The sequence below is a fragment of the Acidocella sp. C78 genome (assembly GCF_907164655.1).
Genome location: NZ_CAJQZK010000089.1, coordinates 15,032 through 39,439, shown reverse-complemented (window position 1 = coordinate 39,439; position 24,408 = coordinate 15,032). Strand labels below are relative to the sequence as shown.

The window sequence follows — 24,408 nt, the reverse complement described above, 5'->3', positions numbered from 1 at the left end:
CGTCAGTCCGTCCAGTTGGGTTTTGCCGGCAGATTCTCGGGCCGATACGCCGGCACGCACGCCATGCGCTCGGCCACCGAGCGGTGGATCAGCCCGTCCGCGGGGATCAGCCGGGGTTCGCCCAGCGGCAGGTAGACGCCGAGAAACGCCGGCCGTCCCGGCCACTCCCGCCATTTCACGCGTTTCGGAATGATTTCCAGCACCCACCAGAAACCCTTGAGCGAGCTGTGCAGCTTCGCCTCCGGCGACGGCGCGGCGTAGACAAGCCGCCCGCCCGCCCGCCCCTCGCCACGCGCGAGTTCGTCGATCAGGGCGGCATCCATCCTCAACCCGGCCGCCCGCGCCTGCCCGATCATCCACAATAGCGGGTATTTCGACAGCCCGCTCTGCGGCTCCGGATAGCCGCCGCCGATATCCCCATGCACGCCGGCGAACCATACCTGCCGGATGTCCTGCGCCGTCCAGCCGCCATCGCCGCAACGTCCCGGCTTGAAACGCTGCGGCTCGCACCAGGGCAGCAGCCGGAACATCCGCCTGCGCTCATCGATCGAGATCGCCTGGCGGAACATCTCGACACCCGGGTCCGTCCGCGTGAAGCGCAGCGTCTGAAAATCCGGCAGCAGCCGGTCGCGGCGCGGCACGATCACCGACGACACCGTATCCCAGACCCCGATGAACCTGATCGTGACCCGCCGGCCGCCGGCAACGCGCCCGAACGCCCATGCCGCCGGCAGACCGGTCGCGACCTCCGCCTCCGGCGCGGCCGCGCGCAGCGCCGCCCGATCGGCAACCCGCCGGCTCCTGTGGCTGTCGCGACTCGCCTTCTTGTAGGCGGTGAAGGCGTAGCCGGCGAGGTTGAGCTGCGCTGCCGGCAGCAGCCCGATCACGTAGATGAACGCGGCAAGCACCCGCACCTCGTAGGCGCCACGGCTGAAGCCGAAGAGCCAGATCGCGTCGCCCTCCTCATATTGCGTGCACAGAAACCGGTACGCGGCGAGCACCTTCTCGTCGAGGCCATAGCCCGCAACCACGCCGAGGAATTCCGTCACGTCGGATTTCAGCCGCTGCCACGTGTCGAAATCGCCGACGGTGCCGACACCGGGGCTGTAGCGGACGAGTTGGCCCCGATCCTTCTCAAGAACCCGGAAGAGCTTCAGTACATTCGTCTGCGTCGATTCGATGCGGTCGCCGGTCCCATCGCAGCAAATGACGATATTTTTCGACATGACATGTTCCCCGCGCGTCCAGCGCCCGCATTTCAAAGGGCAGCGCCCGCAGCAGCCGGTCTGCGCTCATTTCCCGGCCCTGTGTTTTCGCCACGCGCCGTCGCCCGAACTCAGAAATCATTAAGACTCCTTGGCTAGACTTTCGTCCATGATGCTCTCCCGGCGTTCCCTGCTGCTTGCCGCGACCGCGCTCAGCCTGACCGCCTGTTCCGGCGGCGGCGGCGGTTCCGCGCCCGTCTCGGCCCAAACGGCTCCACCCGCGAGCAACACGACCGGCGGCGGGGCCGCCGGCGTTGCGCCAACGGCGACGAATATCGGCGGGATCTCGGTCTATCTCGGCCCCCAGAGCACCAATGTCTATCCAACCTTCAACCAGTATACGCCGACCAACGTGCTGCCCGTCCTGCAAGCGGGCATTACCGGTGCGGGCGTGAAAATCGGCGTGCTGGACAGCGGGGTGAACACCGCCGTGCCCTCGCTGGGCGGTCGCATCGCCTGGTTCAATTCCTACATCGCGCAGGGGAACGCCACGGTCTCGGCCAACAACCTCGCCTCCGCCAACGATCCCTTCGGCCACGGCACCGTCGTCACCGCTCTTCTCGCCGGCGACCAGCAGGGGACCTACGGCAACAATTCCGGCCCGACGAATTTCTTCCCCGGCGGCGTCGCCCCCGGCGCGACCGTCTATGCCGCCCAGATCTGCGACTCCACCGGCGCCTGCCAGCTTTTCACGAAGCCGTATCAGGATCTTCAGGCCCAGGGCGTCCACCTCTTCAACAACTCCGTCGGCGAGAACATCAGCACCTACAGCAGCGCGGCGGCGGCACAATCCACCGCCCAGGCGGTCGGCTCCCTGTTCGCGTCCCTGCCCGCGAACAACCTCTATGTCTGGGCGGCGGGAAACAACCCGGCAAACCCCGGCGATATCAGCGTCGAGGCCGAGGTCCCGGTCTATACCCAAGCGCTCCAGCCGCAATGGCTCGTCGCCGTGAATGTCGATATCGGCACCGATGGCAAGGTCTCGGGCCTCGATCCCTCGTCGGATGCCTGCGGCGTCGCCGCGCAATGGTGCGTGGCGGCACCCGGTAACGTCCAGATCCCGATCGTCGCCGGCACCGCCTTCGTCACCGGCTACGGAATCGGCACCTCCTTCGCCACCCCGATCGTGACCGGCACGGCCGCGCTGGTCTGGCAGAAATACCCCTGGTTCACGCCCGCCAACATCACCGACACCATCCTGACCACGGCCACCCATCTCGGCAGCGGCACCGGGCCGAACAGCACCTATGGCTGGGGGCTGATCAACGCCGCCGCCGCGGTCAACGGGCCGGCCGCCTTCGCCTTCGGCACCTTCGCCGCCAATATCGGCGCCGACCAGTCGACCTTCGCCAACCCGATTTCCGGATCGGGCGGCCTTGCGCTCTCGGGCACGACCGGAACCCTCACGCTCACCGCCGCCAACACCTATACCGGCGGCACCACGGTCAGCAGCGGCAACCTGAACCTCACCGGCAGCCTCGCATCGGGCGTCACCGTCACCGGCGGCACCTTCGGCGGGTCGGGAACCGTCACCGGCAATGTCGTGGCTAGCGGCGGCACCGTCATCAGCCAGGGCAATGTCGGCGGCGCGCCCGGCCTGACCATCAACGGTAACTACACCGCGCAATCCGGCGCCAATACCGCGATCGCCATCGGCACGCCGCTCACGGTGAGCGGCAAGGCGACACTCGCCGGCAACGCGCAGGTGCTGGCCCCGCCCACCACCTACACCCCCAAAGCCACCGAAATCTTCATCGCTGCCGGCTCAATCGCGGGAACATTTGGCAGCCAGACCTACGGCGCCGGCGTCTTCTACACCGTCGGCCAGTTCACCTATGGCCCGACGACGGTCTCCGCCACCGTCGCGGCCTCCAATGTCGCCCAGGTCGCCAGCGTGATGCCGGGCGCGACCACCGCCTCGGTCGCCGGCGGCGCCGCCATCCAGAGCGGCCTCCAATACGCCACCTCGACCGCCGCCGCCGGCACGCCGGGCGCGGCCCAGTTCATCAGAACCGCCGGCCAGATCCTCGCCGCGACAACGACCCAACAGGCCCAGACCTCCCTGACCAGCGTGTCCGGCGAAGCCTACCCAACCATGAGAACGGTCTCCGCCACGGCCGAAATGTCGCTGCTCGATACCACCGCCCGGCACATCGCCCTGTCCGGCACACCCGGCAAAACGACCACCTGGCTGCAATATGACGGCGATTTCGGCCGCCTCGCCGCGAAAGGCGCCGACAGCGCGCGGTTCGGCAGCAACGGCTTCACCGCCGGCTTCGACACGCCTGTCGGCGGCGCCCTCTCGCTGGGCGGCGCGATCAGCCACATCTCCTCGTCCGGCACCCTTTCCGGCGTCGGCGGCAGCGGCAACGACGATCTGAACACGGCCGATCTCTACGCCCGCTATGGCGGCAACACCGGCCCCTACGCCACGGCACAGCTCGCCTGGTCCCGGGTCAACGGCCGCATCCGCCGCTCGATCTACACCGCCAGTTCAACCCTCGGCGTCGCCGGCACGATCGCCGACACCATGATCGCCGGGGCGGGCGAGCTTGGCTACGACGCGGGCGGGCTCAACCCGTTCCTCTCGATCGCCGATATCAGATACGACAGCGGCGCCACCAGCGAAACCGGCGGCAACGGGTTCGGCCTCCGCCTCGGCGGGCAGTCGGCAAGCTACGCCCTCACCACCGTCGGGCTGCGGGTCAGCGACGATGTCATCGCCCTGGGGCGGGTCATCGCGCTGCACGCGACACTCGCCTGGCGCCATGCCATCGCCAATGCCCGGTTCATGACCGCCAGCTTCAACGCCACGCCCGGCGCCGCCTTCCGCAGCTATGGCCAGAGCATGCCGGCGAACGAGGGGATCGCGGGCCTCGCGCTCGCCGGCGACCTCGCCGGCGGCTGGCGCTGGCAGGCCGGCTGGACCGCGACGATCGACGGCCAGGGCCTCGCCTCGAACGCGCTCGACGCCGGCGTCAAGCTCCGGTTCTGACGGCCCCGCACCGGCCCGCGCCCAGCCGGCCCACCCTCATGCCCCGCGCGTGGCGATGGCCGCGCGCTGCCACCGATGCCGCACGCAGACATACAAAATCGCGATCCCCACGCCGGCGGTGAGCACGAGCGCGACAGCCGGCGTGCCATAGCCAAGCCCGCTGCTCTGCACCGGCTTGTCGAACCAGTCGGCGAAGGAGGCCCCATCGGCCGGGTCATGATATAAGCGGTCCAGAACGCGGCGACCTCGTTCAGGCCGAACGCGACATAGGCAAGCCCCGGCAGCGCGAACAGGATGGAAAACAGGATGGCCGAATTCAGGTAACCCATGCCGAACGTCGCCGCGGTCAGGTCGCCGGCCGCGGTGCCGAGCGCGAAGGTGGCGCTCACGGTCGCCCAGTAGAACGCCTCGCGCCGCGGCGTCACCACGGTGTGGATCGAAAGGCTCCGCTCGCTCGCCCTCCACCCCCACAGGATCAGGAGCAGGCCCGCCGCGAACAGGACAGTCGATATCGCATAGGGAACGCCCAGAACGACATGGATCACATCCGCCACCATGGTGCCGAAAATCGCGACCATCACCACCAGCAGCCAATAGGCCGCCGGCACATGCCTGCGCGTGGCGAACTGCAACGCGAGCGCCAGCGCAAACCCGAGCCCTCCCGCCGCGACCGCCAGATACGGGTTGGTGTGGAACACCAGAAAATCCGACGTCGCCTCACCCATCGCGGTCGAGATGATCTTCGCGACCCAGAACGACACGGTGATCTCGGGCACCTTGGCCCCGTAATAGCGGTCTTCGTCCAGTCGCATGAAGGTTCTTGCAAGTCCCAACGCACCCGTCCCCTGCTGTGTTCGCATCAGGCTCGAATGGGCAGCCGCGCCCGCGATCGCAAGGGCCGCAATCCGTCGCGCGAATAAACGTCTCGTGATCGGAGCCGCCGCCGGCGCCAATGCCGCGCCGCCCCTGAAAGACCGCCCCGCCCCCGCGCTCAGCGCCCGCCCGCGGCCGGCGTTGCGATCCGCACCGTCGCGGTCATGCCGGCGGCGAGGAACAGGCCCGGCGGCACATGGTCGAGCGTGACATGCACCGGAATCCGCTGCGACAGCCGCACCCATGAATACACCGGATCAACCCGCGGCAGCCCGCTGCGCGCCTCCTGCGCGTTCGCATCGGCAATGCCGCGCCCGATCCCCTGCACATGGCCATCCAGCACCCTGCCGGGGTCGGACATCAGCTCGATCCGGGCCGGCGCGCCCGGCCTGATCCGGTCAAGCTCGGTCTCCTCGAAATACGCGGTCACCCAGAGCTCGCCGGTATCGACCATCGTGATCGCGCCGCTGCCGGCATGGGCGTAATCGCCCTCATGGGCGGTCAGGTTGGTGATCGTGCCGCTCACCGGCGCGCGGACCACCGTGCGCGCGAGGTCGAGTGCTGCCTGCGCAACCCGCGCCTCGTCCGCCTGCACGCGGGCCGCGGCGGCGCGCGCGGCGGCGGCGGCATTGCCCCGGGTTTCCGCCGAAACCGCGATCGCGGGCAGCCGCGCGCGGCGCGCCGCATCCGCCGCCTTCATCCCCGCAATCGCCCGATCGGCGGCGAGCGTCGCCCGTGCGACCGCGAGCCGGTTGGCGAAATCCGCCGGATCGATCCTGAACAGGACCTGACCCTTGCGCACGCGCTCATTGTCGTGAACCGCGACCGCGACGATCCGGCCCGAAATCTCCGGCGCCACCGTCACGGCAAAGGCGCGAACGCGCGCATCCCGCGTCCAGGGCGTCGCGTCGTAGCGATGCCAGGCGGCAAAGCCGAGCCAGAGCGCCGCGGCCACGACGATGAGCGTCGCCAGCCCGGAAAAAACCGGCCGGTAGAGCCGCGCCGGCGATGCCGCGGGCGGGGCCGGGCGGGGCGAGGTCCGCCCCGCGATGGAATCGAGCATGTCGTCTCCGGAGATCACAGCTGCCGCATCCCCAGAACAAGACCGGCAGCAATACAGACGTAAATGGACAGCATGAACAGCGGCCAGTTCCACACCGCCCGGTCGATCCGCAAACGGGTCAGCCCCCGGCGGAGGATGTCGGTCAGCACCACCGCGAGCAGCAGCATCGGCACCGCCGGCTCGATGCCGATCCCGAACATCGACATTTCGGCGAGTACAGGCATCATCTCAGGCGCCGTCCCGGTGCAGCAGGGCGCGGATCGGCACCAGGCCGAGAAACGCGCCGATCGAGACGAGCACGCCGAAAATCATCGCCATCGCCTCGTTGAGCGCGGCGCCGAGATCGAATGACAGCGTATTGGCCGGATCGGCCGCGAGCATGAAGGCGAGGTTGTAGCCGGTCGCCGGGCCCTGGGTCCGGGAATCGGCAAGCCCGATCCCGCCGAGCATCAGGAAGGGCAGCAGCACGAGGGCCTCTTCGCCGAACTCCGCGCTGCGCGTGAACAGCGCAAACCGGACGAACAGGCCCAGCAGCGTCCCCAGCAGAAACCCGCGCAGCATGCCGAGCGTCGCGGCGACCTTCGATGGATGCGCCGCGAACAGCAGCGCCGCGGCCCCGGACATCAGCACGAAGAACGGCCCGTCCCGCCATTGCGAGACATACCAGAACGCGCTGGCCAGCATCACCGCGAGCCCCGCCCGCACGCCATTGCGCCGGGCCTGGCCCGGCACCGGCGAGGCTGCATGAACAAGCGTCGCCGCCCGGTGCCCCTCGAACAAAATCGCCGCGCCGCCGGCGCAGACAATGCCAAGCGCCACCTCGGCGGTGCGGCTCGCCGCGACGATGAAGGCCCCGTTCGGGTCCGCCACGCTGCCATATGAAACGATCCCCGTGGTCAGCCAGGTCAGCGCGAGCGCGTAGGTCTGGTACTGCCGGACCCGGGTGCCGATGAAGGCGCAGCCTCCCGCCCACAGCGCCATCGCGAGGTCGAATTCCAGCGGCCTCTGCGCGAACAGCGCGACGATGACGATGCCGGCCGCCGCCCCGACGATCGTGCCGATCATCCGATAGGCCGATTTGACGAAGGCATGGTCGAGCGAGGGAACGCTGACGGTCAGCACCGTCCACGCCGCCCATCGCGGCGTGTCGAGATGCAGCGCCATCGCGAGATAGAGCGCGAGCAGCGCCGCCGCCGACGTGCGCAGCGCGAAAGCCGCATCCGCGGGCAGGTCGCGCAGCAGGGCGGACGCGGTGCCGCGCAAGCGCGCGCCGGCGGGTGAAAAACGAAGGGCGCTCATGACCAGTGACACGTATTCGCCCCCGCAACCGCGAGTTAGTCCCGCCACCGACTTAGACTTATGCGAAATCGATGCTGAATGCGCGGCCCCGCGCGGCATCCGCCATGCCGGCGTCCACCTCGCCCCTGCAATCGGCCCTGCCCGTGGAAGGGCACCTCGCGGTATTATAACGATCACCGTCGGCGGCCAGACCAACCCCGACGCCGCCTCGTTCTATCCCGGGCCTGAAAGCGCTGCGCGCCGCATCGCCGGCAGGGTGGCGTTCTGGAAGGGCGGCGGGCTCAGCACTCCGGCAGGTTGACCGCGAGGCCGCCGGTCGAGGTCTCCTTGTATTTGGTGTTCATGTCGATGCCGGTCTGCCGCATGGTCTCGATGCAGTTGTCGAGCGGCATGAAGTGCCGGCCATCGCCGCGCAGCGCCATGCTCGCCGCCGCGACCGCCTTGATCGCGCCCAACCCGTTGCGCTCGATGCAGGGCACCTGCACGAGCCCTCTGGCCGGATCGCAGGTAATCCCGAGATGATGCTCCAGCGCGATCTCGGCGGCGTTCTCGACCTGCGCGTTGGTGCCGCCGAGTGCCGCGCAAAGCCCCGCCGCCGCCATCGCCGCCGCCGAGCCGACCTCGCCCTGGCAGCCCACCTCCGCCCCCGAGATCGAGGCGTTGTGCTTGATCAGCCCGCCGATCGCCGCCGCCGTCAGCAGGAAATTCCTGATGCCCTCCGCCGTCGCGCCGTGGCAATGGTCGCGATAATAGCGGATCACCGCCGGCACGACGCCGGCCGCGCCGTTGGTCGGCGAGGTCACGACGCGCCCGCCCGCCGCGTTCTCCTCGTTCACCGCCATCGCGTAAACCGAGATCCAGTCGTTCACCACATGCGGCTGCAAGGCGTTGCGCCCCGCCTCGGCGAGCAGCTGCTGATGAATGCCGCGCGCCCGGCGCCGCACCGAAAGGCCGCCGGGCAACACGCCCTCCTGGCGCAGCCCGCGCGCGATGCACTCATCCATCGCCGACCAGATCGCATCGAGCCGCGCATCGAGCGCATCGCCCGCGTCAACGCGCTCATTGGCGCGTTTCATCGCCGCGATGCTCAGGCCCGAGGCCGCCCCCATCGCCAGCATGTCGGCGGCGCTGCCGAACGGATAGGGATACCCCCTCGCCGCCGTCCGCTCCGCGAGCCGCCCCTCGCCCTCCCGCGCGGCGGCAAGCTCCTCCTCGGTCTGCACGAACCCGCCGCCGATGGAATAATACGTGCGCGAGAGCAAAAGCGTTCCATCCGGCGCGCGGGCGTCCAGCACCAGCCCGTTGGCGTGGCCGGGCAGCGGCGGGCCATAATCGAAGATCAGGTCCGCCTCCGGCGCGAAGATCAACGGCGGCAGCCCGGCGGCGTCGATCACCCCGGCGCGCTTCAGCCGCGCCTCCTCGGCATCGGCGCTGTCCGGGTCGATCGTGGCGGGCTGGAAGCCGAGCAGCCCGAGACAGACCGCGCGGTCGGTGGCGTGCCCGCGGCCGGTGAAGGCCAGCGATCCATGCAGCCGCGCCGTCAGATGCAGGCTCTCGCATTGCGTCCGCCCGCAGGCGCCGCGCAGCTCTTCCAGAAACCGCGCGGCGGCGACCATCGGCCCGATCGTGTGCGACGATGAAGGGCCAATGCCGATCTTGAAGATATCGAATACCGACAGGAACATACCGGCTCCGGTTCGCAAGGGGGGGGCGGCAAGCCGCCCGAAGGGTCGCCTCTCTACTCGGCCGCGCTGGCATAGGCCTCCGGCGGCGGGCAGGAGCAGATCAGGTTTCTGTCGCCATACACATTATCGACGCGGTTGACCGGCGACCAGTATTTGTCGACCCGGAACGCCCCCGGCGGGAAACAGGCCGCCTCGCGGCTATAGGGCCGGTCCCAGTCCCCCACCAGGTCCTCGACCGTGTGCGGCGCCCGCTTCAGCGGATTGTTCTCCCGGTCGAGCCCGCCCGCGGCGATCGCCTCCGCCTCGGCGGCGATCCCGAGCATCGCGGCGATGAACCGGTCCAGCTCCGCCTTCGGCTCGCTCTCGGTCGGCTCCACCATCAGCGTGCCGGCAACCGGCCAGCTCATCGTCGGCGCATGGAAGCCGCTGTCGATCAGCCGCTTGGCGACGTCATCGACCGTCACCCCGGCGCGCTCCTTCATCGGCCGCGTGTCGAGGATGCATTCATGCGCCACCCGGCCCCGCGCGGATGCGTAGAGAATGGGATAGGAAGCCGACAGCCGGCTGGCGATGTAGTTGGCGTTGAGAATGGCGACCTTGGTCGCCTGTGTCAGCCCCTCGCCGCCCATCAGCAGGCAATAGGCCCAGGAGATCAGCAGGATCGAGCCCGAGCCATAGGGCGCGGACGACACCGCGCCGCCCTCCGCCACCAGCGGATCTCCCGGCAGGAACGGCGCCAGATGCGCCTTCACCCCGATCGGCCCCATGCCCGGCCCGCCGCCGCCATGCGGAATGGCGAAGGTCTTGTGCAGGTTCAGATGGCTCACATCGGCGCCGATATCGCCGGGGCGGGACAGGCCGACCATCGCGTTCATGTTCGCGCCGTCGAGATAGACCTGCCCGCCATGCTCATGCGTGATCGCGCAGATCTCGCGCACGGTTTCCTCGAACACGCCATGCGTCGAGGGATAGGTGATCATGCAGGCGGCCAGCCGGTCCGCATGCAGCGCCGCCTTGGCGCGGAAATCCGCGATGTCGATATCGCCATCCGGCGCGACGCCGACAATGACAACCCGCATCCCCGCCATCTGCGCCGAGGCCGGATTGGTGCCATGCGCCGAGGTCGGAATCAAGCAGACATCCCGCCGCGCATCGCCGCGGGCGCGATGATAGGCCTTGATCGTCAGCAGCCCGGCATATTCGCCCTGCGCGCCCGAATTCGGCTGCATCGAGAAGGCGTCATAGCCGGTGATCAGGCACAGCTTCGCCTCCAGATCCGCGATCATCTCGGCATATCCCGCGGTCTGCGACGCCGGTGCGAAAGGATGGACATCCGCGAAGGCCGGCCAGCTCAGCGCCATCATCTCGGCCGCGCCGTTGAGCTTCATGGTGCACGAGCCGAGCGGGATCATCGCCCGGTCGAGCGCGAGGTCGCGATCGGCGAGGCGGCGCATGTAGCGCGTCATCTCCGCCTCGGCGCGGTTCATGTGAAAGATCGGGTGCGTCAGATAGGGCGATGTCCGCAGCAGCCCCTCCGGCAGGCGATAGTCGTGGGCAAGGTCGTCATCCCGCCGCTCGATGCCGAAGGCGCGCCAGATCGCCTCGATATGCCCGCTCGTGGTCCGCTCGTCGAAGGCGATGCCGATCTGCCCCGTCCCCACCCTGCGCAGGTTGATCCCCTCGGCCTCGGCCGATTTGAGGATCGCGCCCTGCACGGCGCCCACCTCGATGGTGATGGTGTCGAAGAACCGCGCCGGCGCCACCCGGTAGCCCTGCGCCTCCAGCCCCTTCACCAGCCGCACGAGCTTGCGATGGATGCGCTCGGCGATCGCCCGCAGCCCCTCGGGGCCGTGAAACACCGCATACATCGACGCCATGACCGCGAGCAGCGCCTGCGCCGTGCAGACATTCGAGGTCGCGTGCTCGCGGCGGATATGCTGCTCGCGGGTCTGCAACGACAGCCGATAGGCCCGGTTGCCGCGCGCATCGATGCTGACGCCGACGATGCGGCCAGGCATGCCGCGCTTCAGCGCGTCGCGCACCGCCATGTAGGCGGCGTGCGGCCCGCCGAACCCCATCGGCACGCCGAAGCGCTGGGCGGAGCCGATGGCGATATCCGCCCCCATCTCGCCCGGCGGCTTCAGCACGGTGAGCGCGAGCAGATCCGCCGCGACGCAGGCCAGCGCCCCCGCGCCATGCAGCGCCGCGATCGCCGGGGTGAAGTCGCGCACATCGCCATGGGTGCCGGGATACTGGAACAGCGCGCCGAACACCTGCCCCGGATCGAGATCGGCGAGCGGATCGCCGACGATCACCCGCCAGCCGAGCGCTGCCGCCCGCGTTTCGATCACGGCGATGGTCTGCGGGTGGCAATGGTGATCGACGAAAAACGCAGCCCCCTTCGCCCTGGTCGCGCGCTGGCACACCGCCATCGCCTCGGCCGCCGCCGTCCCCTCGTCGAGCAGCGACGCGTTGGCGATGTCGAGCGCCGTCAGATCGCAAACCATCGTCTGGAAGTTGAGCAGCGCCTCCAGCCGCCCTTGCGAAATCTCCGGCTGGTATGGCGTGTAGGCGGTATACCAGGCCGGGTTTTCGAAAATGTTGCGCTGGATCGCCGGCGGCGTGACGGTGCCGTGATAGCCTTGGCCGATCAGCGACGTCATCACCCGGTTCTTCGCCGCGACCTCGCGCAGCCGGTTGAGCACGCCCTGCTCGGAGAGCGGCTTGCCCCAATCAAGCGCCGTGCGTAGCCGGATCGCCTCGGGCACGATGCCATCGATCAGCTCATCGAGGCTCGCCGCCCCGACCGTCTCCAGCATCGCCGCCATCTCGCCCGGCGAGGGGCCGATATGGCGGCGATTGGCAAAGTCATAGGGCTCGTAGGGCGTTTCCTGATAGGTCATGGCAGGTCCATCCACCGATATGTGCGCGACAGGCGGCCTCTTTGCGCCGGCGCGCGGCATCCGCCCGCACCCGGCGGACCTGATCGTAGCAACGCCACCGCCAAAGTGAAGCCATTCCCGATCCCCGGCATCCCCGCCCGTTCAGATGGCACGGCGCGCCATCTCCGGAATCGCCCGCAGCCCCGCCAGCGTCGCGACGCTGCACGCCATCACATACCAAGCCGGCGATGCGGCATCGTGCGTCGCGGCGATCAACCCCGTCACGATGAACTGCCCGAACCCGCCAAAAATCGCGACCCCGAGCGCGTAGACGAGCGACATCCCGGTCGCCCGCACCTCGATGGGAAAAATCTCCGCCGTGGTGATGATGATCGTCGCCCCGCCCACCGCGTTCAGCGCCCCGAGCCCGATCACCGCCGAGAGCAGCACGCCCAGCGTCGGCGCCGCGTTCAGCCAGAGAAAGGCGGGATAGATCGTCAGCGCGATCAGGACATAGGCGCTCCCGGCCACCGGCCTGCGCCCGTACCGGTCCGACAGCCAGCCGCCGATCGGTGCTGCAACCAGCGTCACCGCGCCGGCCGCCACCCCCGCGAGCAGCCCCGTCGTCGGCGACATGCCGAGCTGGCGCACCGCATAGGTCGACATGTAGAGCACCACGATGGCGTTGGTCGCGGTCCCGCCGATGATCAGGGCGACACCGGCGACGATCGTGCCGAAATGCCGGCTGAACACCAGCGAAAGCGCGCTCACCTCGCGGGTTCTGGGGTCGCTGTCGTTCGCGTGCGTCTCCCTCAGCGCGCGCAGCAGCCACAGCCCGATCGGCACGATGAGGATTCCGAGCAGGAAGGGAATCCGCCAGCCCCAGCCCAGCACCGCCGCCGCCGGCAGCGCCGCGTGAATCCCGAAGGCCAGCATGGCGGCGAACAGCACGGCAACGCCCTGGCTCGCAAGCTGCCAGCTGCCGAAAAACCCTCTCTCTTCCGCCGGCGCGTATTCGGCGAGCAGCGTCGTCGACGCGCCGACCTCCCCGCCAGCCGAAAATCCCTGGAGCAGCCGCGCCAGCACGATGATGACCGGGCCCGCGAGCCCGACCTGACCATATGTCGGCGCGAGGCCGATCGCCGCCGTGCCCAGCGCCATCGAGAACAGTGCGACGATCGTCGCGATCTTGCGGCCCCGGCGGTCGGCGAAGGCGCCGAACACCACGCCGCCGAGCGGGCGGAGAAAAAACCCGACGCCATAGGTCGCGAAGGACAGCAGCAGCTGCACCGTGCGGTCATGGGTGGGAAAGAACAGCGCGCCGATCGTGCCGGCGAAGAAACTGAAAACGACGAAATCATAGAATTCGAGCGCGTTGCCGATCGTGCAAGCCGCGATCAGCCGGGTCCTGCCCGGATGCGTCAGCGCACTGTCTCCCGCGGTGATTGCGGACATGGTTTCCTCCTGGCGAGGCCCCGGAGATGTGCCGGAGACCTGGATTATCGTTAGTGGAAACCTATCACATATACAGTTGCTATCTGCAACTATTTTTTCGTCCCCCTTTGATTTTCTGCTGCATGCCGCCAACATTCCATGCAGTTGAAAACTGCAATCATATTTTCTATGCATCGAACAGGCGCCGGCCGAACGGAGACCTCCACCGTCCCGGCGCCCTGCACCGGAGGCGACGAATGCCCACCCTTCTCGACGAACTGACGGCGACGGCGGAGGATATCCGCGGCTGGCGCCATCACATCCACCGCCACCCCGAACTCGCCTTCCAGGAGGCCGGCACCGCCGCCTTCATCGCCGGCCTGCTGCGCGACTGGGGATACGACGTCGCCGATTGCGTGGGCGGAACCGGCATCGTCGCCTCGCTCTCCAGCGGCAGCTCCGGCCGGGCGATCGGCCTGCGCGCCGACATGGACGCACTCCCGATGGATGAGGATACCGACGCCGCTCATCGCAGCCTTGTCCCCGGCGTGTCGCACATGTGCGGCCATGACGGGCATTCGGCGATGCTGCTCGGTGCGGCGCGCCACCTCGCCCGCACGAGGCGGTTCGACGGCACCGTGCGCCTCGTCTTCCAGCCGGCCGAGGAAGTCATGGGCGGCGCGCGGGCCATGATGCGCGATGGATTGTTCGAACGCTTTCCGATGCAGGCGATGTTCGGCCTGCACAACATGCCCGGCCTGAAACAGGGCACGCTGTTCTTCACCGCCGGCCCGGTGATGGCGGCGGTGGACAACTGGGAGATCGTCATCACCGGCAAGGGCGGCCACGGCTCGATGCCCGAAGCCACCCGCGATGCCGTGGTGGCGGGCGCGTCGCTGGTAATGGCGCTGCAAACCATCGTCTCGCGCAACATCGCGGCGAAGGAGCAGGCGGTCGTCACCATCGGCGCCTTCCGCGCCGGCGAGGCCGGCAACGTCATCGCGCATTCCGCGACACTGCGCCTCAGCGTCCGCACCACCACGCCGGAAGCCCGCGTCTTCGTGCTCGATCGCATCCGCGCCATCGCCCGCGCACAATGCGAAAGCTACGAGGTCGCCTGCGCGATCAACGAGGGCGAGCCCGGCGCCGTGCTGGTCAACCACGAGGCCGAAACCGCCTTCTGCGCCGAGGTGGCCCGGCGGGTGGCGGGCGCGGACAACGTCGTCACCCCCGGCCCCACCTTCATGGGCAGCGAGGATTTCGCCTTCTTCGCCGGGGCCGTGCCCTGCTGCTACGGCTTCATCGGCAATGGCGACACGCCGATGGTCCACCACCCCGGCTACCGGTTCGACGACCGCAACCTCGCCATCGGCGCCGCCTACTGGGCAGCACTGGCCGAATCCCGCCTCCGCCGGGATGCGGGCGCGGCAGACATTCCCGCCTGACCGGACGATCGCCGCCCCCGCACCCGCCCGCTTTCGCTACGCGCCCGGTCGCGGTATGCACCGCTGCCGCCGGCCATGCGCACGGCGCATGGCGGAGGGAGGAGCAAAAACGTGGCGCGCCAGAGTTTGACCTACCAACTCGCGTCGATCTCCGAAGACGCCGTCGGCCTGGCGGACCGGATGTTCAAGCAGCGCTTCGGCCTGCATGTCCACGACCTCCGCGTGCTGCGCCTGATCGACGACCAGCCCGGCGTGACCTTCACCGCGCTCGCGACGCAAACGAAAATCGAGCGCAGCGCCACCTCGCGGATCGTCACCCGCCTGATCAAGGCAGGCTATGTCCGGCGGAAGAACGACGCGCGGGATGCGCGCCAGTTCCAGCTCACCGCAACGGCGAAGGCGCGCGCCCTGCGCGAGCGCGCCGACCCGCTGACCGCCGACATCGAAGCGCTGGTCCTCTCGGTGCTTCCCGCCGCCAAACGCCGGCAATTCCTCGAAATGCTGGACGCGCTGGCGGGCTGGCTGCAAGCCGATTTCGCCCGCATCCTGGCCGAACGCTATCCCGAGCTCGCATCCCCCGCCAGCAGGGCGCGCCGCGCCAGCAAGGGCGACTGACGCGGCGCCGCAATCAGCCGATCGCCGAAGGATGCCGCGCCAGCGGCGTCACCTCGATCGTCATGAACGGAAACAGCGGCAGGGTGCTGAGAATGTCGTGCAGCGTGTCGTGATCCGGCACGTCGAAGACCGAAAAATTGGCGTACGCCCCGGCGATGCGCCAGAGATGCCGCCACACGCCATCGCGCTGAAGCTCGATCGCGCGCGCCTTCTCGGCGGCCTTCAGGCGGTCGAACTCCGCCTGCGGCAGGTCGCGCGGCGGGTGGACGTCCATGCGGACATGATAGAGCATTGGTCTGTCTCCTGATCAGGTGCGGGCAAAGCGGGCGAACGCCGCCTCGTCGAGCCGGACGCCGAGGCCGGGTCCGGGCGGCAGCAGAACGTTGAAATCCTCGTAAACCAACGGGGTTTCGGCAAGATCGGTGGTCAGGATGCGGGGTCCGAAATGCTCGCAGCCCCATTCCAGCGCCGGAAGTGCTGCGAAAGCGTGCAGATGCGCCGCCGCCCCCACCGAGCTTTCGAGCAGGCAGCCACCATACAGCCCGATCCCCGCCGCCCCGGCCACGGAGGCGACGCGATGCAGGCCGAGCAGCCCGCCATGCTTGACCAGCTTGAGCGAGACCGCATCCGCCGCGCCCGCCTGCGCCACCGCCAGCATGTCGTGCGGGTCGAACACGCTCTCATCGGCCAGCAGCGGCGGCATGCCCGCCTGCCCGCGCAGCCGCGCCATGCCGGCAATGTTCCAGGCCGGCAGCGGCTGTTCGGCAAGACGCAGGCCGAGCGCGTGCAGCGCCGGCAGCCAGCGCCGCGCCGTCGTCTCGTCCCAGGCCTGGTTGATGTCGGCGATCAGCTCGGCCCGCTCGCCAAGCGCCGCGGCAATCCGCTGCATCCGCGCGAGATCCGCCTCCGGCGCCTGCGCGCCCAGCTTCACCTTGAAAACCCGATGCTCGCGGGCTTCGAGCTTCTGCTCCGCCTCCTCGATCTCCTGGCCCGCATCGCCGGAGGCGAGCGTCCACAATACCGGGAAACGGTCGCGCACGATGCCGCCGAGCAGCACCGCGACGGGAACGCCAAGCGTCTGTCCCAGCGCATCGAACAGCGCGGCTTCGATGGCCGCCTTGGCGGCGTTGTTGCGCTTCGCCGCCGCGTCGAGCCGGCTCCGCGCCTGCGCGATCCGGTCGGCCGGATGGCCGAGCAGCGCGGGGGCGAGATAGGCGTCGATATTCGCCTTCATCGCCTCCACGCTCTCCTCGCTCCAGCGCGGCCCGCCAAGGGTCGCGGCCTCGCCGATCCCCTCCGCGCCATTCTCCAGCCGCACGCGGACGATCACGTAGCTCTGCGCCGAAACCGCGGTCTGCGCCAGCTTGTGCCGGCGACGGGTCGGAACGTCGACGATCGTGGCGCCGATGGCGCGGATCGCCACATCGCGCGCGGCGAGGTCGAAGGGAAGTGAATCGGGCATGGAAACTCCGCAAAGGGGGCGGGCGCCGCCGCGAGCGTGCGGCGCCCTTGTGAGTCAGGCCGCTTCGGCGTGGGCGCGGACAACCTCGACGCCGGGCAGATCCGCCGCCTCGCGGTTCAGCACGAAGTCGAAGGCGATGGTCGCGAACGGCTCGTTGAGGCCGCGCGCGTTGATCTCGGCCGGATCGTCGTGGCGGATCACCGGCGGGATCAGCCCGTCGCGGGTGGCGAAGGCAAAATCATCATGCAGGTATTCGTCGCCCTCGATGTTGATCTGCGTGGTCAGCTTGCGGAAGCCCGGCGCGGTGACGAAGAAATGGATATGCGCCGGCCGCCGACCGTGGCGGCCCATCCGGTCGAGCAGCTGTTGCGTCGGCCCCTCCGGCGGGCAGCCATAGCCGGCCGGCAGGATCGAGCGGAAGCGATAGCGGCCCTCGGCGTCGGTCTCGATCCGCCGGCGCAGGTTGTAGCGGCTCTGCGAGGGGTCGAAATGCGAGTAGCCGCCCTTGGTGTTGGCGTGCCAGACATCAACGATGGCGCCGGCAACCGGCCGCCCCTCGATATCCCTCACCTGGCCTTCCATGAACAGCGCCTCGCCGGCTTCCGGGTCCTGGTCGAGCCGCGCCTCGCCCTTGCAGAGCGGCGCGCCGGGAACCCAGAGCGGCCCCTCGATCGTGCGCGGCGTCCCGCCGGCAAGCCCCGCCGCCTGCTCGCGCGCGTCCAGCACGAGGTCGAGAAAATGCTCGATGCCGAGGCCGGCCACCAGCAGCCCGCCCTCGTTCGCCTGGCCGAGCCGGGTGAGATACCCCACCGCGGTCCAGAACTCGCTGGGGCTCACGTCGAACTCTTCGACCGTGCGGCAGATGTCGGCGACGATCCGCCCGACGATGCGCTTCAGCCGCGCATCGCCGCCCGGCTGGTCAAGGCCGGAAGCGCGGGCCAGCAACTCGGTCACATGGGGGGTTTGCATAAGGGAAGTGGTCATCGTTTCCTCCTGTGCCGGATCGCTCCGGCGTTGCGACGGTCCCGGCACCTGCCGGCCGCCTTCGGTTCAGCCTGGATCGCCACCGGCGACGGGAAGCGTGACGCCGGTGATGTAGGACGCCTCGTCGGAGGCGAGGAACAGGATCGCCGCGGCCTGCTCGTCGGCCGTGCCGTAGCGGTGCATCAGGCTCGTCGCGCGGGTCTGCTCGACCACCTGCTCCCACCAGAAGCGGCTCTCGGCGCTGGAGGGCGCGGGCTCGGCCGGGTTGCGCGGCACGAGGCGCGGCGGCGCCTCGGTCCCGCCCGGCGCGACCGCGTTGACCCGCACCCCGCGCTCGGCGCATTCGAAGGCGAGCGACGTGGTGATGGCGTTCACCCCGCCCTTCGCCGCGGCATAAGGCACCCGGTTGATGCCCCGCGTCGCCACCGACGACACGTTGACGATCGCCCCCTGCCGTGCGGCGAGCATCGCCGGCAGCGCCGCGCGGCAGCACCAGAGCGTGGGAAACAGCGAGCGGCGGATTTCCGCCTCGATGCGCGGCGCGTCGTAGCGCTCATAGGGCATCGCCCAGATCGTGCCGCCGACATTGTTGACCAGCACGTCGATCCGCCCGAATCGCGCGAGCGCGCCGGCCATCGCCGCCTCGGCCCCTTCCCAGGTTTCGAGATCCTCATGCAGCGCGATGGCCCCGGCGCCGCCCTCCACCTCGTCGCGCACCTGATCGACCAACGCCGCGCGATCGATCAGCGCGAGCGCCGCCCCCTCGGCGGCCAGCCGCAGCGCCACCGCGCGGCCAATCCCCTGCGCCGCCCCGGTCACCACCGCGACCTTGCCGGCAAAGCGGCCCGGATGCACCAAGCCGTCCATCTCAGGCCGCCACCCGCGGCGCGATTGCTGGCGCGAATTTCTCGTAATGGAAGGCGGCGGGTGCCACCCTGGCATCGCCGAGCCAGCCGCGCACGGCATCGACCATCGGCGGCGGCCCGCAGAGATAGACATCGACATCGCCGCCATTGAGCCAGTCGGGCTCGATATGTCCGGTGACATAGCCGCGCCGCGGATGCGCGCTTGCCTCGGCGGCGACCACGGTGCGGTAGCAAAAGCCCGGCAGGCGGGCGGCAAGCGCATCGAGCCGGTCGCAGCCGACCAGATCCTCGTCGCGGGTCACCCCATAGACGAGGCGGACCGGCTGCGCGCATCCCTCGCCGGCGAGCTGCTCCAGCATGGCGAGAAACGGCGCCAGGCCGGTGCCGCCGGCGAGGAACAGCAGTGGCCGGGACACATCGCGGAGGTAGAAACTGCCGGACGGCCCGGTGAGCGACAGAAGCACCCCCGGTGTTGCTCCGCGCAGGAACAAGCTCATCCGCCCCTCCTCGATGTTGCGGACGAGAAACGTCGCCCGCGTGCGCCCCGGCGCCGAGGCAAAGGAATAGGCGCGGGTTTCCGCGGTGCCGGGAATCCCGACATTGACATATTGTCCCGGCAGGAAGCCGAGCGGTGCCGCAGTCTCGACGCTGAAGCCGATCGCACTCGGCGACAGCATCTCGACGGCGGAAAGCGTCGCCTCGATCGTCTGCGGCGCCGTGCGGCAGGCCGCGCTGGTGGCGAGAATGTCGATCGCAAGATCCGAGCGCGGCCGCATCTGGCAGGCGAGCGCGAAACCCGCCGCCGCCTCGTCCGCATCGAGCGCCTCCTCGATATACGATCCGGCGTCGAACGCGCCGGACTGCACGCGGCACTTGCAGGTGCCGCAGGCCCCGTCGCGGCAGTCGAGCGGAATGTTGATCCCGGCGCGATAGGCGGCATCGGCGACGGTCTCCTCCTCCCGGCACTCGATGAACCGGGTGACGCCGTCCTCGAAATTCAGCGCGATTCTCGCGGTCATGGCCTGGCCTCCGGCTCAGATGTGATAGATGTCGACGACCTGATGAATGCAGTCGTTCTTGAGCACGACCCGCTTGCGCCGGATCAGCGGCGCCGTCCCGGCGAGATCGAGCGTGTAGAACGAGGTGCCGAAATAAAGGTCGGTCGTCCGGTAGCGATAACTCAGTGTCAGCCAGTTGAACCGGATCTCGACGGCGTCGCCCTCGCGCGCGACGATCTCGATATTGCTGATATTGTGCGAGGTGCGCGGCTCGGGCAGGCTGGTCGCGCTCGATCGGTCGGTGCGGATGCGGAACACCCGGTCCTCCAGCCCGCCGCGATCGCCGTACCAGATCAGCGAGATCTCGGTCTGCGGGTCCTCGGTGAGCCGGTCGTCATCGTCCCAGGCGGGCATCCAGAATTCGGCATCCGGCGCATAGCAGGCGAGCCAGGCGTCCCACTCCCGGTCATCGAGGCAGCGCGCCTCGTGATGCAGGAAATCGGCGATCCGCCGATGCAGCGCGGCGGCGCTGTCGAGAGCGGCGCTCATGACGCGTCTCCGGTTGCGGCCTCGCGCCCGAGCGCGCGGCGCATGGCGTCCCGCCAGAACGCGTGCTGGATCACGAACAGCCCCTCATCCTCGGTGCGCCGGCCGCTGAGCCGCGGCGCGATGCCGATCGCGCGCGCCGCCTCGTCCGGCCCCTCGACCCAGTGCGCCGCCCCGCGGGACATGTCGTTCCAGCGCGCGGCCCGGCCCTGATAGGCCATCTGGCACGAGCGGAATTCCTCAAGGTCGTCGGGTGTCGCCATCCCGCTCGCGTTGAAGAAATCCTCATATTGACGAATGCGCCGCGCCCGCGCCTCCGGCGCCTCGCCCACCGGGGCGATGCAGTAGATCGTCACCTCGGTGCGATCGACCGAGAGCGGGCGGAACTGGCGGATCTGCGAGCCGAACTGGTCCATCAGGTAAACATTCGGATACAGGCAGAGATTGCGCGAGCGCTGCACCATCCAGTCGGCCCGCGCAGCACCCATTGTCGCGGCGAGTTCCTCGCGCCGGTCCCAGTTCGGCCGGTCCTCGGGGTTTTCCCATTGCGACCACAGCAGCAGATGGCCGTTCTCGAACGAGTAGAACCCGCCGCCCTGCCGCGCCCAGCCGCCCGCGCTCATGGCGCGCACATTGTCCACCCGCGCCTCGGTCTTCCGCCGGCTGGTGGTGGCGGCGTAATTCCAGTGCACGGCGCTGACATGATAGCCATCCGCGCCGTTCTCGGTCTGGAGCTTCCAGTTGCCGTCATAGACATAGGTCGAGCTGCCGCGCAGCACCTCCAGCCCCTGCGGCGACTGGTCGACGATCAGGTCGATCATCCGCGCCGCGTCGCCGAGATGCACGGCCAGCGGCTGCACGTCCGGGTTCAGGCTGCCGAACAGGAAGCCGCGATACGACTCGAACCGCGCGACCGGGGTGAGATCGTGCGAGCCCTCGGTGTTGAACCCTTCGGGATAGCCGGCGTTCTCGGGGTCCTTCACCTTGAGCAGGCGGCCGGTATTGCTGAAGGTCCAGCCATGGAACGGGCAGGTGAAGGTCGCCTTGCTGGCCCGCTTGTGCCGGCAGAGCATGGCGCCGCGATGGCTGCACGCATTGATGAAGGCGCGCAGCTCGCCCTTGCGGTCCCGCGCGATCACCACCGGCGTGCGGCCCATATGCAGCGTCAGATAGTCGTTCGGCTGCGGGATCTGGCTTTCATGGGCAAGATAGATCCAGTTGCCCTCGAAGATGTGCTTCATCTCCAGCTCGAAGATCTCGGGATCGGTGAAGATGTCGCGGCTGACCCTGAACACCCCGTCCGCCGGCCGGTCATCGAGCGCCGTCTCGATCGCGCGCATCACTCTGTCGTGCATTTCCAGTCCCTCGCTGCAGCCGGCGCCCGGATCGATCTGGGCAATACCCGGCGGGTCGGTTTTCTCTTGAGCAAAGGCGTAAACCCGCCATAACTAGCGCGTCCAAGACTGAATTGGTCGCTTCAATACCCTGGAGGTATCGATGGAGATGCGGCAGCTGCGCTATTTCGTCGAAGTCGCGCGCGAGCGGAACTTCACCCGCGCCGCCGCGCGGCTGAACATCGCCCAACCGCCGCTGAGCCGGCAGATCCAGCAGCTCGAGGACGAGCTCGGCATCGCGCTGATCGAGCGTGGCAGCCGGCCGATCCGCCTCACCGAGGCCGGCAGGCTGGTGTTCGACCAGGCGGTGGACGTGCTCGAACGGATCGACGGCATCCGCACCATGGCGCAGCGCCTCGCCGAGACCGAGCGGCGCCACCTGCGCGTCGGCTTCGTCGCCTCGACGCTCTATGGCTACCTGCCCGAGGTCATCCGCCGCTTTCGCGAGGCGCGGCCCGGCGTGGTGCTGACGCTGCAGGAACTTACCTCGCTCGAACAGATGGAGGCGCTGCGCGAAGGCCGGATCGATGTCGGCTTCGGCCGCATCCCGTTCGAAGACCCCGCCCTCGAACGCCGGCTGCTGCGCAACGAAAATCTCATCGTCGCGGTGCCGCGCTCCGGCCCGCTCGGCCGCGGGTCAACCGCGCTCACCCTCGCGCAGTTGCAGGCCGAGCCGCTGATCGTCTACCCCAAGGCGCCGCGGCCGAGCTATGCCGACCAGGTTCTCGCCCTGTTCCGCGATGCCGCGCTGCGCCCCGCCGCCCTGCACGAGGTCCGCGAACTGCAGACGGCGCTCGGCCTCGTCGCGGCGGAAAGCGGCGTGTGCATCGTCCCCGCCTGCGTCCAGCATCTGCGGCGCGACAACGTCGCCTATCGCCCGCTGGATGCCCCGGCCGCCGTCTCGCCGATCATCATGAGCACCCGCCGGCACGATCCCTCGTCCGAGGTCGACCTGATCCTCCGCCTGCTTCGGCAGCTCTACCAGCTCAAGGGCATCACCTTCGGCGCCTGAAGCGCCACCCGATCCATCCGGATCGGATGTAGTGCTCAATGATATTGATAATCAGCCGCGATGCAGCCGGAACAAGGCGAACAGCAGCAGACCGATCACGCTGGTGCATCCCATGAGCATCACCATGACCAGTTCGGACCGCTTCGCGGATTTCGCATGTTGCGGATGGGCTTGAGGCATCGAATGTCTCCTGTCCAGGCGCTGTCCCGTTCCGCCACGATATGGGAGGCGTCGGCCGCAAATCCAGTCCGCGGTGCCGATCCCCGCGCGGCGCACCCAGCAGATACGACCCGCCCGGGAAAATAAGGAATATTTTTTAGACATATCTTATTAGTATTACAGAGTGAAACAAATCTTCGCTGTTAAACAATCCTTCAGAAACCTCACGTAAAAAAATGCCTGCTTTTCAAGCCATAACCTTCAGGCAGGATGAACGCAGGTGCATTTCGGTCTCCATCGCATTGTCGAAAAAAACAATATATTACTCACCAGTCGGTAATTAAGACGACATTTTGCTAGTCGTATGTTTGCGGGGATGATATAATTCTGGCATGAAACGGGACGGTCGCAGATTTGATCATCGCACCCTGGAAACCATCCGGCTGATGGCTGTAGAGCGGGTGCGCGAGGGCGAAGCGGCCTCTTTGGTGATTGCCTCATACGGGTTCAGCCGCACAACAATCTATAAATGGCTCAGCGCGGCATCGAAGCCTGGGGTCGGGGTGAAAGCCTTGCGGTCACGGCCGGCAACCGGCCGGCCGCGGCGTCTGACGCCGCGCCAGGAGCAGCAGGTGTTGCGTTGGATCAATGGCCGCGATCCGCGCCAATACGGCCTGGATTTCGGGCTGTGGACCCGGCACGTTGTGGCCGAACTGATCGAGCGCAAGTTTGGTATCAAACTCGGTGTGACGGCTGTGGGCGAACTGCTGTCGAAACTGGGCCTGACGCCGCAAAAGCCGTTGCAGCGTGCCTATCAGCGCGATCCGGAGGCGATCGAGGCATGGCGACGTGAGCGGTTTCCTGAAATCGCCAGGCAGGCCAAGTCCTGTGGCGGCGAGGTCTTTTTCTGGGACGAGTCCGGCTTTCGGGCCGACGCCGTGCATGGCAAGACCTGGGGCGTGAAGGGACAGACGCCGATCGTCGAGCGTCCGGGCCAACGGCAATCGATCAGCGCCGCCTCGGCGGTGACAGCCCGCGGCGGGTTCTGGTATTGCACTTATGAAGGCGGCCTGAATGCTGAGTTGTTCGTAGCGCTGCTACGCCGGATGATGCGGCACCGCACGAGGCCGGTGCACCTGGTCCTCGACGGGCTGCCTGCCCACAAAACAGCGCTGGTGAAAGCCTACGTGGCGTCGACCAATGGAATGCTGACGTTGCATTTTCTGCCAGGCTACGCCCCTGACCTGAACCCAGATGAACTGGTCTGGAGCCACATGAAGCGGACGGGCGTCGCCCGGACTCCGCTACGCCAAGGCGAAAAGCTTCAGGACAAAATCGAAGCCCAACTCGCCGCCATCAAGCGCAAACCACGTCTCGTGCAATCATTCTTCAAAGCACCAACTGTCGCCTATATTACCGACTGCTGAGTAA

At 68.3% G+C, this 24,408-nt stretch carries 21 protein-coding genes and 1 pseudogene; 6 read left to right on the top strand and 16 right to left on the bottom strand.

Going from position 1 to position 24,408, the window contains the following annotated elements:
- Positions 1-2 precede the first annotated feature (2 nt).
- On the bottom strand, positions 3-1,226 hold the full coding sequence (locus ACIDOCELLA78_RS93725) for a DUF2235 domain-containing protein (RefSeq protein ID WP_201729454.1): 1,224 nt from the start codon (positions 1,224-1,226) through the stop codon (positions 3-5).
- Between the two features lie 151 nt (positions 1,227-1,377).
- Here ACIDOCELLA78_RS93725 and ACIDOCELLA78_RS93720 point away from each other — a divergent pair, with 151 nt between their 5' ends.
- Entirely contained in the window at positions 1,378-4,260 is a 2,883-nt protein-coding gene (locus tag ACIDOCELLA78_RS93720) for a S8 family serine peptidase (protein WP_249676440.1), read from the top strand.
- A gap of 323 nt (positions 4,261-4,583) precedes the next feature.
- On the opposite strand, the pseudogene ACIDOCELLA78_RS93715 reads toward ACIDOCELLA78_RS93720, so the two are convergent.
- The 4 genes and pseudogenes from ACIDOCELLA78_RS93715 to ACIDOCELLA78_RS93700 all read right to left on the bottom strand — a co-directional run.
- Positions 4,584-4,985: pseudogene (locus ACIDOCELLA78_RS93715) on the bottom strand (hypothetical protein); the annotation flags it as partial.
- Between the two features lie 266 nt (positions 4,986-5,251).
- Positions 5,252-6,196: an HlyD family secretion protein gene (locus tag ACIDOCELLA78_RS93710; RefSeq protein ID WP_249676438.1), complete on the bottom strand. Its 945-nt coding sequence runs from the start codon at positions 6,194-6,196 to the stop codon at positions 5,252-5,254.
- A 14-nt stretch (positions 6,197-6,210) separates the two neighbouring features.
- Positions 6,211-6,423 carry a DUF1656 domain-containing protein gene (locus tag ACIDOCELLA78_RS93705; protein ID WP_201729452.1) on the bottom strand — a complete coding sequence of 71 codons (213 nt, stop codon included), beginning with the start codon at positions 6,421-6,423 and terminating at the stop codon, positions 6,211-6,213.
- Position 6,424: 1 nt separating this feature from the next.
- The gene (locus ACIDOCELLA78_RS93700) at positions 6,425-7,495 is read right to left on the bottom strand and encodes an FUSC family protein (RefSeq protein WP_201729451.1); all 1,071 of its coding nucleotides are present in this window, start codon (positions 7,493-7,495) and stop codon (positions 6,425-6,427) included.
- Between ACIDOCELLA78_RS93700 and ACIDOCELLA78_RS93695 the strand changes: the two genes are divergently transcribed.
- Positions 7,494-7,796, top strand: a complete 303-nt coding sequence (locus ACIDOCELLA78_RS93695; protein ID WP_201729450.1) for a DUF427 domain-containing protein — start codon at positions 7,494-7,496, stop codon at positions 7,794-7,796. The two genes, ACIDOCELLA78_RS93700 and ACIDOCELLA78_RS93695, sit on opposite strands and share 2 nt — an antisense overlap.
- Here the strand turns inward: ACIDOCELLA78_RS93695 and ACIDOCELLA78_RS93690 are convergent.
- The 3 genes from ACIDOCELLA78_RS93690 to ACIDOCELLA78_RS93680 form a co-directional block, all read right to left on the bottom strand.
- Entirely contained in the window at positions 7,777-9,180 is a 1,404-nt protein-coding gene (locus ACIDOCELLA78_RS93690) for an L-serine ammonia-lyase (RefSeq protein WP_201729449.1), read from the bottom strand. The two genes, ACIDOCELLA78_RS93695 and ACIDOCELLA78_RS93690, sit on opposite strands and share 20 nt — an antisense overlap.
- A 53-nt stretch (positions 9,181-9,233) precedes the next feature.
- The gene (gene gcvP, locus ACIDOCELLA78_RS93685) at positions 9,234-12,083 is read right to left on the bottom strand and encodes an aminomethyl-transferring glycine dehydrogenase (RefSeq protein WP_201729448.1); all 2,850 of its coding nucleotides are present in this window, start codon (positions 12,081-12,083) and stop codon (positions 9,234-9,236) included.
- 141 nt (positions 12,084-12,224) lie between these two features.
- On the bottom strand, positions 12,225-13,517 hold the full coding sequence (locus tag ACIDOCELLA78_RS93680; RefSeq protein WP_201729447.1) for an MFS transporter: 1,293 nt from the start codon (positions 13,515-13,517) through the stop codon (positions 12,225-12,227).
- A gap of 236 nt (positions 13,518-13,753) precedes the next feature.
- On the opposite strand from ACIDOCELLA78_RS93680, the gene ACIDOCELLA78_RS93675 reads away from it, so the two are divergent.
- Positions 13,754-14,941, top strand: a complete 1,188-nt coding sequence (locus ACIDOCELLA78_RS93675) for a M20 aminoacylase family protein (protein WP_201729446.1) — start codon at positions 13,754-13,756, stop codon at positions 14,939-14,941.
- Positions 14,942-15,052: 111 nt separating this feature from the next.
- On the top strand, positions 15,053-15,556 hold the full coding sequence (locus ACIDOCELLA78_RS93670; RefSeq protein WP_201729445.1) for a MarR family winged helix-turn-helix transcriptional regulator: 504 nt from the start codon (positions 15,053-15,055) through the stop codon (positions 15,554-15,556).
- 13 nt (positions 15,557-15,569) lie between these two features.
- Here the strand turns inward: ACIDOCELLA78_RS93670 and catC are convergent, their stop codons facing one another.
- From catC to benA, 7 genes are all read right to left on the bottom strand, one after another.
- Complete coding sequence (catC, locus tag ACIDOCELLA78_RS93665) at positions 15,570-15,848, bottom strand: muconolactone Delta-isomerase (RefSeq protein WP_174503360.1); 279 nt, start codon at positions 15,846-15,848, stop codon at positions 15,570-15,572.
- Between the two features lie 15 nt (positions 15,849-15,863).
- On the bottom strand, positions 15,864-17,018 hold the full coding sequence (locus tag ACIDOCELLA78_RS93660) for a muconate/chloromuconate family cycloisomerase (RefSeq protein WP_201729444.1): 1,155 nt from the start codon (positions 17,016-17,018) through the stop codon (positions 15,864-15,866).
- A gap of 54 nt (positions 17,019-17,072) precedes the next feature.
- Positions 17,073-18,002 carry a catechol 1,2-dioxygenase gene (gene catA / locus ACIDOCELLA78_RS93655; RefSeq protein ID WP_249676434.1) on the bottom strand — a complete coding sequence of 310 codons (930 nt, stop codon included), beginning with the start codon at positions 18,000-18,002 and terminating at the stop codon, positions 17,073-17,075.
- A 66-nt stretch (positions 18,003-18,068) separates the two neighbouring features.
- Positions 18,069-18,869, bottom strand: a complete 801-nt coding sequence (locus ACIDOCELLA78_RS93650; protein ID WP_201729443.1) for a 1,6-dihydroxycyclohexa-2,4-diene-1-carboxylate dehydrogenase — start codon at positions 18,867-18,869, stop codon at positions 18,069-18,071.
- 1 nt (position 18,870) lies between these two features.
- A complete protein-coding gene (gene benC / locus ACIDOCELLA78_RS93645) occupies positions 18,871-19,887 on the bottom strand; it encodes a benzoate 1,2-dioxygenase electron transfer component BenC (RefSeq protein ID WP_201729442.1) in 1,017 nt (338 codons plus the stop codon).
- Between the two features lie 15 nt (positions 19,888-19,902).
- On the bottom strand, positions 19,903-20,415 hold the full coding sequence (gene benB, locus ACIDOCELLA78_RS93640) for a benzoate 1,2-dioxygenase small subunit (protein ID WP_201729441.1): 513 nt from the start codon (positions 20,413-20,415) through the stop codon (positions 19,903-19,905).
- Complete coding sequence (gene benA, locus ACIDOCELLA78_RS93635) at positions 20,412-21,767, bottom strand: benzoate 1,2-dioxygenase large subunit (RefSeq protein WP_201729440.1); 1,356 nt, start codon at positions 21,765-21,767, stop codon at positions 20,412-20,414. Before benA ends, benB begins: the two co-directional genes overlap by 4 nt.
- A 142-nt stretch (positions 21,768-21,909) precedes the next feature.
- Between benA and ACIDOCELLA78_RS93630 the strand changes: the two genes are divergently transcribed.
- A complete protein-coding gene (locus tag ACIDOCELLA78_RS93630) occupies positions 21,910-22,818 on the top strand; it encodes a LysR family transcriptional regulator (RefSeq protein WP_201729439.1) in 909 nt (302 codons plus the stop codon).
- 51 nt (positions 22,819-22,869) lie between these two features.
- Here the strand turns inward: ACIDOCELLA78_RS93630 and ACIDOCELLA78_RS93625 are convergent, their stop codons facing one another.
- Complete coding sequence (locus ACIDOCELLA78_RS93625) at positions 22,870-22,998, bottom strand: hypothetical protein (protein ID WP_283770861.1); 129 nt, start codon at positions 22,996-22,998, stop codon at positions 22,870-22,872.
- A 371-nt stretch (positions 22,999-23,369) separates the two neighbouring features.
- On the opposite strand from ACIDOCELLA78_RS93625, the gene ACIDOCELLA78_RS93620 reads away from it, so the two are divergent.
- On the top strand, positions 23,370-24,404 hold the full coding sequence (locus tag ACIDOCELLA78_RS93620) for an IS630 family transposase (RefSeq protein ID WP_201727480.1): 1,035 nt from the start codon (positions 23,370-23,372) through the stop codon (positions 24,402-24,404).
- The last annotated feature ends 4 nt before the right edge of the window (positions 24,405-24,408 follow it).